This window comes from Roseateles sp. FW305-36, from assembly GCF_058787015.1.
This window is the reverse complement of the sequence record NZ_JBYSZK010000018.1, coordinates 83,577-96,742: the sequence shown is the minus strand read 5'-3', so window position 1 is coordinate 96,742 and position 13,166 is coordinate 83,577. Positions and strand designations below refer to the sequence as shown.

The following is a 13,166-nucleotide window of genomic DNA, read 5'->3' as shown; positions in this document are numbered from 1 at the left end:
CCGGTTTTTCGACGGTCAGCTCAGACGGGGCGCCACGCTACCTTGTATTTGGCAAAGATCTCGCCCACTCGGCCCGACTTCTGCAGCCCGTTCAGCGCGGCCTGCAGGGCTTCGGCCAGGTCGGTGGCGTCGCGCTTCACGGCCATGCCCGCGGCCCAGCCGTCGTGGGGGGCGCGGGGCATGGGCAGGGGTTCGATGCGGTAGGCCGGATCGCCGGCCAGCACCGTCTCCAGCTCCGAGGCCAGGCCGGCCGCGGCGGCCACTTCGCCGCGCTGCAGGGCGCGGGCGGCGTCGCAGCCGTCCTTCCAGGTCGTCAGCAGCTGCTCGCGGTAGGCGCCGCCGTCGGCGCCGATCATCAGCCAGCCCGCCAGGGTCTGCCCGGCCACGGCGACGCGGCGTGTGCCGAGCTGGGACAGGCTGTCCAGCGTGGGCAGCTGGTCCAGGCGGCGCGCCAGCATGACGCGTTCGCGGTAGTAGGGCCCGAAGATGCGCGCCTGCGGCGTGGCCTCGATCAGCGGGCGGTCCACCGGCACATGCATCAGCACGTCGGCCGGGCCGTAGCCGAGGTAGTGCCCCTTCCAGACCATGTTGCGCAGGTCGTCGTTCATGTTCTCGTCGGCATTGAAGGGCAGGGGCGAGAACTTGACGCCCAGGGCCTCGGCCAGGGCCTGGCCCAGCTCGACGTCGATGCCCTGGCCCTTGACGTTGAAGGGCGGCATGTCTTCGTAGAGCCCGACGACGAGGCGGCCGCGCTCGCGCACCTGGGCCAGCGTGGCGGCGGCGGCCTGGGTGCCCGTCAGCGCGCCGGCGGCGGCCCAGGCCAGCAGTTGGCGGCGGTTCATAGGGGCTTTTCCCGGCGGGTTTCCAGGTAGGACTTGATGGCCCACATGGCTTCCTGGGTGAACACGCCCTCGAAGGGCGGCATGTAGACGGCGCCGTTGCGGCTGCGGCCGTGGCGGATGGTGTTGAGGAAGTAGTCGTCGTTCTCCTTCACGCAGGCGGCCTTCTTGGCGGCGTCCTTCAGCGTGGAGCAGTCGTTGTCCAGGCGGCGCAGGTCGGGGGCGATGCCGCCGGAGATGGCTTCCAGGCCGTGGCAGCGGGCGCAGTTCTGGTTGAAGGCCGAGGTGCCGATCTTGATGGCGGCGTCGTTGCCCCGGTAGGGGTTCTCGGGCCGCCAGCCGTCGCCGAGCTGGGGCAGGCTGGTGGTGTCCACGGCCTGGGGCGTGACGTCGCCGTGGGCCCAGGCCTGCATGGCGGTGGCCAGGACGGCCAGGCACAGGATGCCGCCGATGACGAGGGGTTGGGGTTTCATGATGGGGCTGTCTCCGGTGTTGTCGAGGTCTGCAAGGCCCGTGTCGGGTTCGAGCTTCAAACTGCAAGCCACATGCCAGCGCCGGAGTGCTCCAACTTGACACAGTCGCTTGCGCGCGGCTTGCGCCAGCGCATGGACAGCCGGTGTGGTTTGGGACACGATGACCTCAACAGACGCGCGGCACAGACCGCGCCACCCGGAGACAAGCCTGTGCAGAGGCAGGCCAAGGAAGCCTCTTATGTCCATTGAGACCGAAACGCCGGCCGGCCCCGCGCCGCTGGCAGCGCCGCGACAGGCCTTCATCGAGCGCAGCCACCAGCGCAGCGAAGCCCTGGGCCTGAAGCGCCATGAGAAAGGCGGTTTCGACCCGCTGATCCGCAGCGACCTGAACCTGGCCCGGGAGCGCAACCAGCGCCTGTACACCCACGCCGCGCCGGTGATGCAGCTGCTTTACGAGCAGATCGTCAACACCGAAAGCATGATCGTGCTGACCGATGCCCAGGGCACCATCCTGCACGCCGTCGGCGACGACAGCTTCCTGGCCCGCGCCCACCGCGTGGCGCTGGCGCCGGGCGAGAACTGGGCCGAGCACGCCAAGGGCACCAACGCCATCGGCACGGCCCTGTTCGAGGAGGCGCCGACGCTGGTGCACGGCGGCGAGCACTTCATGCACGCCAACAACTTCCTGACCTGCTCGGCCTCGCCCATCTTCGACCCGCGCGGCAACATGCTGGGCGTGCTGGACGTGACGGGCGACCACCGCGGCTATCACCAGCACACCATGGGCCTGGTGCGCATGTCGGCCCGCATGATCGAGAACCACTGGCTCTCGGACGACTACAACAACCGCCTGCGCCTGCACTTCCACACCCGGCCCGAATTCATCGGCACGCTGCTGGAGGGCATCCTCGTCGTGTCGCCCGACGGGCGGCTGCTGGGCGCCAACCGCGCCGCGCTGGACCAGCTCGGCATGAGCGGCGCCGAGTTGCGCGCCCGCAGCCTGAGCAGCCTGTTCGGCACCACGCCGGCGGCCATCTACGACCATTTCCGCATGCCGCTGTCGCCGCCCATGCAGCTCTGCCTGCCGACGGGCCAGACGCTGTTCGTCACGGCGCGCTTCGACTGGCCGTCGCGGCCGGTGGTGGCGGGCGTGCATCGGGGCGAGGTGGAGGAGGTGGCCGAGGTGCGCGAAGCCGCGCCGGCCGTGGAGGCGCCCATCGTGGGTGCCGACGCGTCCCAGCGCTTCTCCGGCCTGCAATACCTGCGCACCGGCGACCCGCAGCTGGAGACCGTCATCCAGAAGGTCAAGCGCGTGCTGGACAAGGGCATCCCCCTGCTGGTGCTGGGCGAAACCGGCACGGGCAAGGAGCTGCTGGCCCGCGCGGTGCACCACGACTCCAACCGCTCGCGCCAGCCCTTCGTGGCGGTGAACTGCGCATCGATTCCCGAGAGCCTCATCGAGGCCGAGCTGTTCGGCTACGAGGAAGGCGCCTTCACCGGCGCGCGGCGCAAGGGTGCGCCGGGCCGGCTGGTGCAGGCCAACGGCGGCACGCTGTTCCTCGACGAGATCGGCGACATGCCGCTGCCGCTGCAGGCCCGCCTCTTGCGCGCCCTGCAGGAGCGCAGCGTGACGCCGCTGGGCAGCACCAAGTCCATCGCCGTGGACATCGCCGTCATCGGCGCCACCCACCGCAATCTGCGCGAGATGATCGAGCAGCAGAGCTTCCGCGAGGACCTGTACTACCGCCTCAACGGCCTGGCCCTGCGTCTGCCGGCGCTGCGCGAGCGGACCGACCTGGAGGCCATCGTGCGCCGCATCCTGCAGGCCGAGCGCCCGCAGGACACGCCGGAGCTCAGCCCCCAGGTGCTAGGCATGTTCCGCCGCTACCAGTGGCCCGGCAACATCCGCCAGCTAGCCAATGTGCTGCGCACGGCGGCGGTGATGTCGGCGGGCGAGCGGCTTATCACCACCAACCACCTGTCCGACGATTTCCTGGAGGACATGCAGCGTTCGGTGGGGGGTGCCGGCGTGATGCCCCATCAGCCCACGCTCTCGGCAGCGCCTGCGCCGGCCTGGGCGCCCTACGAGGCAGCACCCGTGCTGCCGCCACCGCAGCCCGCCTTCGTCGCCGCCGAGCCCGCCACGGCGCGCACGCTGGAGCAGGCCGAGATCGACATGATCCGCGCCACGCTGGATGCGGTGGGCGGCAACATCTCGCTGGCCTCCAAGCAGCTGGGCATCAGCCGCAACACCATCTATCGCAAGCTGCGCTGGAACGCCCCTCAAGGCGATTGAAATAAGCCCCCAGGGTCGGCGAGATCCCGGCCCGCCCCCCGAGGGGGTCAAGGGAGCTTGGGGCGGCCCGGCACTCCCTTGGGCGTTGTTTCCGGGCCGAATCAGCGGCCCGGGACTTTCCCGGGGCGCTGAACAGCGCGTTGTGCCGATCTGGAGCAGAAAACCCTAGGGAAGGGGCAGTTTTCGCAAGGCATGGGTTTTGCACTGAAGCGTGCATCGCTTGCCAACCCTTGCCTCCATGTCCCGTCTTCTTCTGCGGGGCTTCACCTCATGAAGCTCCTCGTGCTCGGCTCCGGCGCGGGCGGTGGCTTCCCGCTGTGGAACTGCCACTGCCGGCTGTGCAGCGCCTGGCGGCGCGGTGAACTCGACGCCAGCGCACGCACCCAGTCCTCCATCGCCATCTCCCAGGACGGCCGGCCCGGCGAGGGCTGGCTGCTGATCAACGCCAGCCCCGACCTGCCGCAGCAGATCCGCAGCACGCGGGCCCTGCAGCCCACGCAGGCGGGTGACACACCCATTCACGCCGTCGTGCTGCTGGACTCGCGGCTGCACCATGTCGCCGGCCTGCTCAGCCTGCGCGAAAGCCGCGAGCTGGAGGTCTATGCCACGCCGCTGGTCTTCGAGGACCTGACCGCCGACCTGCCGCTGCTGCATGTGCTGGAGAGCTACTGCCGGGTGCGCTGGCGCATGCTGCCCATCGCCGGCGACCGGCGCAGCGCCAGCTTCGAGATCCCGGGCTTTCCGGCCTTGCGCTTCACCGCCGTGGCCGTGCCCGCGCGCACACCGCGACACGCGCGCTTGCGTGGAGAAGCGGCGGGCGAGTGCATCGCGCTGCAGGTGCAGGACGTGCGCAGCGGCCGCCGCCTCTTCCTGTCGCCGGCCCTGGCGGATGTGGGCGAGGCCGAGATGGCCTGGATGCGCGAGTCGGACTGCATCGTCGTCGACGGCAGCTTCTGGACCGAGCACGGCATGCGGGATGCGGGCGTCGGCTCGGTCAGCGCGAGCGACAAGGGCCATCTGCCCCAGACCCGCCATGGCGAGCGGCCCGGCATGATTGAGGTGCTGAGGGCCAGCGGCGCAACGCGCAAGGTGCTGACCCATATCCACCACAGCAACCCCATCCTCGACCGCGGCGGCGCCCAGCACCGCGAGCTGGCGGACCAGGGCATCGAGGTGGCTCACGACGGCATGGTGATCGAGCTATGAGGGCGCTCATCGCTCCTCGTCGGCGCGAGGCCGAGCCGTTGTGGCTGGAATGGCTGACCCTGGTCGGCGGCCTGGCCTTCTGCAGTTGGCTGCTCGGCGTGCGCGGCGTCTGGGCCCTGCTGCTGGGCGCCGACCCGACGGGGCTGACGCTGGTCATCGCCGTCGTCTTCCTGTGCTCCACGCTGTGGTGCGGCCAGCGCTCGCGCGAGCTCCAGCGCCAGCGGGTCTTGCTGAACGACCGCGAGACCGGGTGGGCCGCCGAGTACGCAGCGGCGCTGCGGCATGACGCCGCGACCGCCACCGATCTGCTGCTGGAACACAGCCACGGCCCGCATGGCACGGCCTGGTGGGTCAACGGCATCCAGCTCAAGCTCGGCCTGCTCGGCAAGGTCATCGGCTTCTCGATGCTGGCCCTGTCCATCGGCAAGCTGCACAGCTTCGACCCGGCCCAGTCGCAGGAGCTGCTGCGCAGCCTGACGGCCGGCCTGGGCGTGGCGCTGCTGACGACCATGGTGGGCCTGGTGGGCAACATCCTGCTCGGGCTGCAGCTGACGCGGCTCGATCGCTTTGCCGATGCACTGGTGGCGGACATTCAACGCTCAGCCTTGCAAGGGGGCGAGTGATGACCCGCGCCCGTCGCCGCGGCTCGCGTGAAGCAGAGGTCGACCCCTTCTACGACATGCTGTTCAACCTGCTGATCGGCTTTGTCTTCTGCTTCATCGTGGCCCTGCTGGCCATGAACCCGCGCGCCACCAAGGCGGGCGACGTGCCGTCCAAGGCCGAGTACCTGATCAATGTCGCCTGGCCCGACAACAGCCCCAACGACATCGACACCTGGGTGCAGGACCCCGGCGGCAACCTGGTGTGGTTCCGCCAGCGCGAGGCCGGCCTGATGTACCTGGACCGCGACGACCGCGGCGAGGGCAATGCCTCCACCATCATCAACGGCCAGAAGATCCAGAGTCCCTTCCGCCAGGAGGTGGTGACCATCCGCGGCCTGGTGCCGGGCGAGTTCGTCGTTAACGCCCAGTACTACCAGTCCCACGACGGCCAGGCTGTGCCGGTGACCGTGACCGTCATCAAGGTCAACCCGCGCGCCGACGTCGTCTTCTACGGCACCGTCAAGCTCGCCCGCCAGGGCGACGAGGCCACGGCCGTGCGCTTCACGCTGCTGCCCGACGGCAGCGTCGTCAACGTCAACACCTTGCCCAAGAGCTTGATGCAAAGACCATGACCCTGCCCATCATCCTGAGTTTTGCCGCCCTGCTGCTGCTGTGCCTGCTCGCCCTGCTGCAATCGCGCTGGCCCGCCTGGCTGCGTGGCCTGCTGGTCGTCGGCGTCAGCGCCTTCTACTTCTACGCCGAGAGCGCCATCCACACGCTGTGGGGCTGGCCCAGCGGCGACGCACTGCCCGAGCGCTTTGTTTTGCTGGCCGCCGTCATCGAGGAGCCGACGGCCAAGCGCGAAGGTGCCCTCTACGTGTGGGTCAACGCCATCGAGGACGGCAAGCCCGCCGCCCAGCCGCGCGCCTATCAGCTGCCCTATGCCAAAGACCTGCACGCCCTGCTCAACGAGGGCCTGAAGAAGGTGCGCAATGGCATCGCGCAGCTCGGCACGGCTGAGCCCAAGGTGGGCCGCAAGGGATTGGCTTGGCTGAGGCCGGGCAGCGATGAGCAACAGGTGAAGTTGCGCGATATGCCGCTGCCTCAACTGCCCGAGAAGTGACCATGCGCCGTCGCAGTCTTCTGTTCACGCTGATGGCATTGGCTGGTTGCAGCCGCACGCCCGAAGGCCAGTCCTGGTTCCCCCTTGAAGCCGGCCACCGCTGGACCTACACGGTGACGACGCGCAGCGGCGCGGACGCGCCCGAGCGCGAGAGCCTGACCCTGCGCACCCTGGGCTCGACGACGCTGGTGCTGGACGATCAACCGGCCTGGCAGCGCCGCAGCGACAGCGGCGTGGACTACTGGCTGCGCGCCGACGCCGCCGGCATCCGGCGCGTGGCCAGCAAGAGCGACATGCAGGCCGAGCCGGTGGCCGATGCGCGGGACCGTTATGTGCTGAAGGCGCCGTACGCCGTGGGCACGCAATGGCAGGCACCGACGACGGCCTATCTGCTGATGCGCACGGCCGAGTACCCGCGCGAGATCAAGCACAGCCATCCCAGCATCCCGATGACCTACGAGATCGAGGCCGTGGCCGACGCGGTGCAGACACCGGCCGGCCGCTTCTCGCCCTGCCTGCGCGTGCGCGGCAGCGCGCTGGTGAAGATCTTTGTCGACGCCATCAGCGGCTATCGCGACCAGCCACTGACCACCGTCGAGTGGTATTGCCGCGGCGTCGGCCTCGTGAAGCTGGAACGCAACGAGCCGTCCACCTCGCCGATGCTGGTGGGCGGTTCGCGAACGCTGGAGCTGGAGAGCTGGAAGTGATGCCGCGGGGCGCGCCCATCTGATCCGGTGCGATTTCTACGAATCTGAACCTGTTTTTTCATCCCGCCGAGGGCACAGTGGCAAGCAGTTGCTGTGCTCGTTCGCCTTACGGAAGACAGCGTCAGCTAGATGGCTGCATCATCGAAATCATGGAATGGGTCCCCACCGTCCTTATCGTGTTCAAAGTGGGCGTGCTGGGAATCGGAATGTTCCTCGCCGTCAAGTGGCACTACGACAAGGCAAAAAGCGAGAAAGGGCCTGAGTCAGGGCGCGTGGTGCTTTGGGCGGCCGCCAGGGCGGGTGTCGCCTTCGTGCTGTTGCTCGTCGCCCTGCTGTTCCTGACATTCGGCCTGGGCTCGATGCTCGGCATCGACTTGACGCCGCCATGATCGGGAAGACGGGTCCGTCGATACGAGCATGCGCTCTCGAAAATGAGCCCTCGAGCTACGTATATCGGAAGGCCTAGCGGGTGGTCTGCGCAGATGCTCAAATGTTGGGAAGGAATCGTTATCGATTCGCATAGACACCTAGGACTCAAGTGAAATCGTGCTTGTCCACACTGCTGCTGGTGCTCCTCTTCGGGCTGGCTGGAAGCTGCTCTGCAGTTGAGGTCTCTTGGAGAGTCCCGACCGACCGAGCTGTGCTCGAACAGATTGCTAGTACCGACGACATGATGACGTTGCGGGACGTGGACATCGAGCAGGGGTTAAGCGCCATACAAGCACAAGCGGTGGCCTCTCTTTACATGGCGGTCCACATCTCGAACTGTGGCGCGGTTGGTGTCCCGGAGCTGAGCCGCGGCAAATGGACTGTTACGCCCCGGGTGGGCATTGCTGCTCTGCCGGATGAGCACCCAATCATTGTGGATGCCGCCACAGGCGGGATATCCCGCCGGGGAGGTCCCAGCTACTCTTCTCTCGCCGACTTCCTGCGCCTCCTGAGCCCTAGCCAATCACTCAAGCCGACTCGTGTCGACGAGCCGCCGCCTGCGGGTCAGCTTCAACGGTGAACGACCGCTCCGGTCCTGTGATATGGCCGCAGCACATGACCGTTCACGGTCGGAAGCTGTCGGCCGGATGCGCCAAGCGCAGGAGCGCAACCTGCCTGAAGCCGGCGGCCGCTCCGCAGCGTGAGTCGTTCTTCGTGTCGACTCCGGCGGAGGTACGCAGTCGGCCAAGAGCAGTCTTCGACGGCTGTTTGCTTCTGTGCCACGGAGCTGGTCGATCATGGACAATTCTTCGGGCTAAATCTCGCGAGCGCCGGATGCCTGCTGAGACCTACTTCCAATAGGAGGCGCCGGGGCGGCTTCCTGCTTTGCACATTAGCGCTATGCAATCAGACTGGCCTTTTGACGTGCCGCCAAATACAGCCTGCGTAACAACGCGGCAGGTAATGAAGCTTGGCTATCCGGTACTTGCTGTCCTTCACGACGAAGACGGCGCCTGGCAGGTACTCTGCGACACGACAGAGGATCCTGAGGACGGCTTGGTTGTCGGGCTGGATTGCCTTTACCAGAGTTTTCCGGAGCTCCAGTTGCACAGCGCAATTCCGCGCGGCTATGAAGCTGTTCGATCGGCGGCTGATTCACCATGGGTCGTGCGCCCAACTCTGTACGCAGAGGAATGAGCGCTAATCGGAAATTGCCACCGACCCTTGCCTGATGTGCAGTCCGGGCCGCCCGATGTCAGCGTTGAACGTCAGGTTTTCGCCGTCCAATCTGGCATGGTTCCATGTCCGCTCAGGGTCGGAAGCCGTCGGCTGAACGCGCCAAGGCGGAGGACTGCCATCAGCCTGAAGCCGACAGCCGCTTCCATGTGATCGACCCAGCGGGCTCCTGTTCAGCGAGCCCGGCTGGCGCTCAGCCCGCCGCCTTCGCCCAGGCGTTGCACCAGCCCTTGTTCGCGACTTGGGCCTTGCGCCCGAACATCGCGCAATTGCTCCAAGCCTCCGTCGGCTTGGCCTGCCAGAACTGGCAGTTGGCGCAGTGCTCGCCGGCCTGGTACTTGGGGAACTTCGCTTTGTCGACCTTGCTCGCGTCGTGCTTGTAGCCGAGGGCGACGGCGGTCTCGCTGGCTTCGTCGACCTGGGTGGTTTGAGCAATGGCCGGCACGGCCAGGCAGGCCGTGGTGGCCTGGAACATGAAGATGCGGCGGGTGGGATTCATGATGGACTCGGGCAAAGGAAAGGCGCCGGCCTGCCTTTGCGGGCCGGCGCCTTGAGAGGAAGAGACGAGTGGCTTACTTCGAGAGTCGGAACACCCAGACCATGCCGCCCTGCTCCAGGAAGCTGACCTTCTTGGCCACGTCGCCCCCCCACAGCGGCACGGCACCGCCCCAGCCTGAGACGACGCTGATGTATTGCTCGCCGTTCTGCTGCCAGGACACCGGCGGCGCGACGACGCCCGAGCCGGTCTGGAATTGCCAGACGACCTTGCCGGTCTTGGCGTCCGCGGCCTTGAGCCAGCCTTCCGGCGTGCCCCAGAACACGAGGTTGCCGGCGGTGGTCAGCACGCCGCCCCACAGCGGCGCGTTGTTCTTGACCTCCCAGACGATCTTGCCGGTCTTGGGGTCGACCGCGCGCAGGGCGCCGATGTAGTCGTCGTTGAGCGTCTTGATGGTGAAGCCGGCGCCCAGATAGGCCGCGCCCTTCTTGTAGGCGATGGGCTCGTTCCAGATCTCCATGCCCCATTCGTTGGACGGCACGTAGAAGAGCTTGGTGTCGGGGCTGTAGGCCATGGGCATCTGGTTCTTGCCGCCCAGGAAGGAAGGCGACGAGAACACCGAGTTGCCCTTCTTGCCGTCGGCGCCGGCGGTCGGATCGCCAGGGCGGTTCTCGGGCACGAAGTTGGGCCGGCCGGTCTTCAGGTCGATGCCGGTGGCCCAGCTGATCTTCTTGACGAAGGGGAAGGCGTTGGCCAGCTGGCCGTTGTTGGCGTCCAGCACGTAGAAGAAGCCGTTGCGGTCGGCCTTGGCGCCCATGCGCTTGCCGTCCATGTCGAAGGTGATGAACTCGTTGACGCCGTCGAAGTCCCAGCCGTCGTTGGGCGTGCCCTGGTAATGCCACTTGATCTGGCCGGTCTTCACGTCGATGGCGACGGTGGAGCAGCTGAACAGGTTGTCGCCCTGGCGCAGATGGCTGTTCCACGGCGCGGGATTGCCGGCGCCGAAGTAAGCGAGGCCGGTCTTGGGATCGAAGGTGCCGCCCAGCCAGGTGGCCGCGCCGCCGGTCTTCCACAGGTCGCCGGGCCAGCTCTTGCCCGGCGTGCCCGAGACGCCGTTCTCGCGCTTGTTGCCGTCCTTGTCCCAGATGTAGCCCATATGGCCCTCGACGGTGGGGCGGGTCCAGACCATCTTGCCGGTCTTGGGGTCGCGCGCCTCGACGCGTCCGACGACACCGAACTCGCCGCCCGACACGCCGGTCAGCAGCAGGCCGTTGGCGATGATGGGCGCGGCCGTGGCCGAGTAGCCGGCGGCGTAGTCGTCGATCTTTTCCTTCCAGACCACGTCACCGGTGTTCTGGTCCAGGGCCACGAGCTGGGCGTCCAGCGTGGCGAAGATGACGAGGTTGTCGAACAGGGCCGCGCCGCGGTTGACGACGTCGCAGCAGGGCATGATGCCGTCGGGCAGGCGGTGCTCGTACTTCCACAGTTTGGCGCCAGTGGCGGCGTCCAGCGCGAAGATGCGCGAGTAGGACGCCGTCACGAACATCTTGCCGTTGTGGATCAGCGGCTGCGACTCCTGGCCGCGCTGCTTCTCGCCGCCGAAGGAGAAGGCCCAGGCCGGCACCAGCTTGGCGACGTTGGTTGTGTTGACCTGCTTGAGCGGCGAATGGCGTTGGCCCTGCGTGCCCAGGCCCCAGGACAGGACTTCCTGGCCGGACTTGGACGAGGCTTCGATCATCTGCTCGGTCACGGCGGCGTTGGCGCCGCCCAGGGCCACGAGGCCCAGGGACATCAGCGCGACGAGGGGCTTGAGTTGCATGGTGTTTGTCTCCGGTGTTGATGGATGTCCGCGGGCCGGTGTTGCTGCGGCGGGCGGATGAGCAGTCAAAGCGCAAGCTCCATGCCAATCCAAAACGCGGCGAGATGGAGCAGTTGTGGGCGTGTCGGCGTGTCGCGCCTGCTGGCTTCTACGGACGTCCCTGCTCCCCGCTGCGTCGCGGTGTGACAGCGGCGGTTTGGAGCAGTCGGTGCTCGCGGTCGCCGCGCGCTGTCCCGCACTGCTCCAAACTGCTCCAGGCTGAAACAGTCGGCGGGTGGTTTCCCTCAAGCGCGGGCCGCCGCAACGGGCTGGGGAGCGCCTGCAAGGGGTTGGCACGGGTTCTGCGTTGAAGGGGAGCCACAACCCCTTTCGCAGGAGACAAGCCATGACCGTTTACGCCGCCCCCGGCCAAGCCGGCGCCAAGATCGCCTACAAGCCCCGCTACGACAACTTCATCGGCGGCGCCTTCGTGCCGCCCGTCGAAGGTCAGTACTTCGACGTGATCTCGCCCATCAACGGCAAGGTCTACACGCAAGCTGCGCGCTCCACCGCCGCCGACATCGACAAGGCCCTGGACGCCGCCCACGCCGCCGCCGCCAAGTGGGCGGCCGTGCCGCCCGCCGAGCGTGCCAACCTGCTGCTGAAGATCGCCGACCGCATCGAGCAGAACCTCGAGCTGCTGGCCTACGCCGAGACCGTCGACAACGGCAAGCCCATCCGCGAGACCCTGAATGCCGACATCCCGCTGGCGGTCGACCACTTCCGCTATTTCGCCGGCTGCGTGCGGGCGCAGGAAGGCGCGCTCAGCGAGATCGACCACAACACCATCGCCTATCACTTCCACGAGCCGCTCGGCGTCGTCGGCCAGATCATTCCCTGGAACTTCCCCATCCTGATGGCGGCCTGGAAGCTGGCGCCCGCCCTGGGTGCCGGCAATTGCGTCGTGCTCAAGCCCGCCGAGAGCACGCCCATCAGCCTCTTGGTGCTGACCGAGCTGATCGCCGACCTGCTGCCGGCCGGCGTGCTCAACATCGTCAACGGCTTCGGCCGCGAGGCCGGCATGCCGCTGGCCAACAGCAAGCGCATCGCCAAGATCGCCTTCACGGGCTCGACCGCCACCGGCAAGGTCATCGCCCAGGCAGCGGCCAGCAACCTGATCCCGGCCACGCTGGAGCTGGGCGGCAAGAGCCCCAACATCTTCTTCGAGGACGTGATGGCCGAGGACGACGCCTTCCTCGACAAGGCCATCGAAGGCCTGGTGCTGTTCGCCTTCAACCAGGGCGAGGTCTGCACCTGCCCCAGCCGCGCGCTGATCCAGGAAAGCATCTACGACAAGTTCATGGAGCGTGCCGTCAAGCGCGTGGCGGCCATCAAGCAGGGCAACCCGCTGGACACCGACACCATGATGGGCGCCCAGGCCTCGGCCATGCAGATGGACAAGATCCAGACCTATCTGGCGCTCGGCAAGGAAGAGGGCGCCAAGGTGCTGATCGGCGGCGAGCGCGCCCAGCTCGGTGGCGACCTGGCCGGCGGCTACTACATCCAGCCGACGCTGTTCCAGGGCCACAACAACATGCGCATCTTCCGCGAGGAGATCTTCGGCCCGGTGCTGGCCGTGACCACCTTCAAGACGGAAGCCGAGGCCCTGGCCATCGCCAACGACACGCCCTATGGCCTCGGTGCCGGCGTGTGGAGCCGCGACGGCAGCCGCGCCTATCGCCTGGGCCGCGGCATCCAGGCCGGCCGCGTCTGGACGAATTGCTATCACGCCTACCCGGCGCATGCTGCCTTCGGCGGCTACAAGGAATCGGGCATCGGTCGCGAGACCCACAAGGCCATGCTCGACCACTACCAGCAGACCAAGAATCTGCTGGTCAGCTACAGCCCCAACGCACTGGGCTTCTTCTGAAGCAAAGTGGGGCGGCCTCGGCCGCCCCTTT

At 67.4% G+C, this 13,166-nt stretch carries 14 protein-coding genes; 10 read left to right on the top strand and 4 right to left on the bottom strand.

Annotation, left to right across the window (positions count from 1 at the left end; all coding sequences use genetic code 11):
- Positions 1-20: 20 nt before the first annotated feature.
- Positions 21-842: a substrate-binding periplasmic protein gene (locus AC3WOE_RS26145; RefSeq protein WP_492694677.1), complete on the bottom strand. Its 822-nt coding sequence runs from the start codon at positions 840-842 to the stop codon at positions 21-23.
- Positions 839-1,252 carry a cytochrome c-550 PedF gene (gene pedF, locus AC3WOE_RS26140; protein WP_492694794.1) on the bottom strand — a complete coding sequence of 138 codons (414 nt, stop codon included), beginning with the start codon at positions 1,250-1,252 and terminating at the stop codon, positions 839-841. The genes AC3WOE_RS26145 and pedF overlap by 4 nt, the downstream gene beginning before the upstream one ends.
- Before the next feature lie 298 nt (positions 1,253-1,550).
- Between pedF and AC3WOE_RS26135 the strand changes: the two genes are divergently transcribed.
- From AC3WOE_RS26135 to AC3WOE_RS26095, 9 genes are all read left to right on the top strand, one after another.
- The gene (locus AC3WOE_RS26135; protein WP_492694675.1) at positions 1,551-3,608 is read left to right on the top strand and encodes a sigma-54-dependent Fis family transcriptional regulator; all 2,058 of its coding nucleotides are present in this window, start codon (positions 1,551-1,553) and stop codon (positions 3,606-3,608) included.
- 270 nt (positions 3,609-3,878) lie between these two features.
- A complete protein-coding gene (gene pqqB / locus AC3WOE_RS26130; protein ID WP_492694674.1) occupies positions 3,879-4,814 on the top strand; it encodes a pyrroloquinoline quinone biosynthesis protein PqqB in 936 nt (311 codons plus the stop codon).
- A complete protein-coding gene (locus AC3WOE_RS26125) occupies positions 4,811-5,437 on the top strand; it encodes a hypothetical protein (RefSeq protein ID WP_492694672.1) in 627 nt (208 codons plus the stop codon). The genes pqqB and AC3WOE_RS26125 overlap by 4 nt, the downstream gene beginning before the upstream one ends.
- A complete protein-coding gene (locus tag AC3WOE_RS26120; RefSeq protein ID WP_492694670.1) occupies positions 5,437-6,048 on the top strand; it encodes a hypothetical protein in 612 nt (203 codons plus the stop codon). Before AC3WOE_RS26125 ends, AC3WOE_RS26120 begins: the two co-directional genes overlap by 1 nt.
- Positions 6,045-6,539, top strand: coding sequence for a hypothetical protein (locus AC3WOE_RS26115; RefSeq protein WP_492694668.1), 495 nt, complete (start codon positions 6,045-6,047; stop codon positions 6,537-6,539). The genes AC3WOE_RS26120 and AC3WOE_RS26115 overlap by 4 nt, the downstream gene beginning before the upstream one ends.
- A 2-nt stretch (positions 6,540-6,541) precedes the next feature.
- Complete coding sequence (locus AC3WOE_RS26110) at positions 6,542-7,246, top strand: hypothetical protein (RefSeq protein WP_492694666.1); 705 nt, start codon at positions 6,542-6,544, stop codon at positions 7,244-7,246.
- A 149-nt stretch (positions 7,247-7,395) separates the two neighbouring features.
- Positions 7,396-7,635, top strand: coding sequence for a hypothetical protein (locus AC3WOE_RS26105; protein WP_492694665.1), 240 nt, complete (start codon positions 7,396-7,398; stop codon positions 7,633-7,635).
- A 161-nt stretch (positions 7,636-7,796) separates the two neighbouring features.
- Complete coding sequence (locus AC3WOE_RS26100; RefSeq protein WP_492694663.1) at positions 7,797-8,255, top strand: hypothetical protein; 459 nt, start codon at positions 7,797-7,799, stop codon at positions 8,253-8,255.
- Positions 8,256-8,575: 320 nt separating this feature from the next.
- Entirely contained in the window at positions 8,576-8,872 is a 297-nt protein-coding gene (locus AC3WOE_RS26095; RefSeq protein WP_492694662.1) for a hypothetical protein, read from the top strand.
- Positions 8,873-9,104: 232 nt separating this feature from the next.
- Here the strand turns inward: AC3WOE_RS26095 and AC3WOE_RS26090 are convergent, their stop codons facing one another.
- Together AC3WOE_RS26090 and AC3WOE_RS26085 are read right to left on the bottom strand one after the other, a co-directional pair.
- Positions 9,105-9,410, bottom strand: coding sequence for a high-potential iron-sulfur protein (locus tag AC3WOE_RS26090; RefSeq protein WP_492694660.1), 306 nt, complete (start codon positions 9,408-9,410; stop codon positions 9,105-9,107).
- 73 nt (positions 9,411-9,483) lie between these two features.
- Complete coding sequence (locus AC3WOE_RS26085) at positions 9,484-11,226, bottom strand: PQQ-dependent methanol/ethanol family dehydrogenase (protein WP_492694658.1); 1,743 nt, start codon at positions 11,224-11,226, stop codon at positions 9,484-9,486.
- A gap of 385 nt (positions 11,227-11,611) precedes the next feature.
- On the opposite strand from AC3WOE_RS26085, the gene exaC reads away from it, so the two are divergent.
- Positions 11,612-13,135, top strand: coding sequence for an acetaldehyde dehydrogenase ExaC (gene exaC / locus AC3WOE_RS26080; RefSeq protein WP_492694656.1), 1,524 nt, complete (start codon positions 11,612-11,614; stop codon positions 13,133-13,135).
- The last annotated feature ends 31 nt before the right edge of the window (positions 13,136-13,166 follow it).

Excerpts from the sequence above, each read along its gene's own strand:
- pqqB (WP_492694674.1), top strand. The coding sequence starts at position 3,879 with ATGAAGCTCCTCGTGCTCGGCTCCGGCGCGGGCGGTGGCTTCCCGCTG.
- AC3WOE_RS26090 (WP_492694660.1), bottom strand. The coding sequence starts at position 9,410 with ATGAATCCCACCCGCCGCATCTTCATGTTCCAGGCCACCACGGCCTGC.
- exaC (WP_492694656.1), top strand. The coding sequence starts at position 11,612 with ATGACCGTTTACGCCGCCCCCGGCCAAGCCGGCGCCAAGATCGCCTAC.
- pedF (WP_492694794.1), bottom strand. The coding sequence starts at position 1,252 with ATGCAGGCCTGGGCCCACGGCGACGTCACGCCCCAGGCCGTGGACACC.
- AC3WOE_RS26110 (WP_492694666.1), top strand. The coding sequence starts at position 6,542 with ATGCGCCGTCGCAGTCTTCTGTTCACGCTGATGGCATTGGCTGGTTGC.
- AC3WOE_RS26145 (WP_492694677.1), bottom strand. The coding sequence starts at position 842 with ATGAACCGCCGCCAACTGCTGGCCTGGGCCGCCGCCGGCGCGCTGACG.
- AC3WOE_RS26115 (WP_492694668.1), top strand. The coding sequence starts at position 6,045 with ATGACCCTGCCCATCATCCTGAGTTTTGCCGCCCTGCTGCTGCTGTGC.
- AC3WOE_RS26135 (WP_492694675.1), top strand. The coding sequence starts at position 1,551 with ATGTCCATTGAGACCGAAACGCCGGCCGGCCCCGCGCCGCTGGCAGCG.
- AC3WOE_RS26105 (WP_492694665.1), top strand. The coding sequence starts at position 7,396 with ATGGAATGGGTCCCCACCGTCCTTATCGTGTTCAAAGTGGGCGTGCTG.
- AC3WOE_RS26085 (WP_492694658.1), bottom strand. The coding sequence starts at position 11,226 with ATGCAACTCAAGCCCCTCGTCGCGCTGATGTCCCTGGGCCTCGTGGCC.
- AC3WOE_RS26095 (WP_492694662.1), top strand. The coding sequence starts at position 8,576 with ATGCAATCAGACTGGCCTTTTGACGTGCCGCCAAATACAGCCTGCGTA.
- AC3WOE_RS26125 (WP_492694672.1), top strand. The coding sequence starts at position 4,811 with ATGAGGGCGCTCATCGCTCCTCGTCGGCGCGAGGCCGAGCCGTTGTGG.
- AC3WOE_RS26120 (WP_492694670.1), top strand. The coding sequence starts at position 5,437 with ATGACCCGCGCCCGTCGCCGCGGCTCGCGTGAAGCAGAGGTCGACCCC.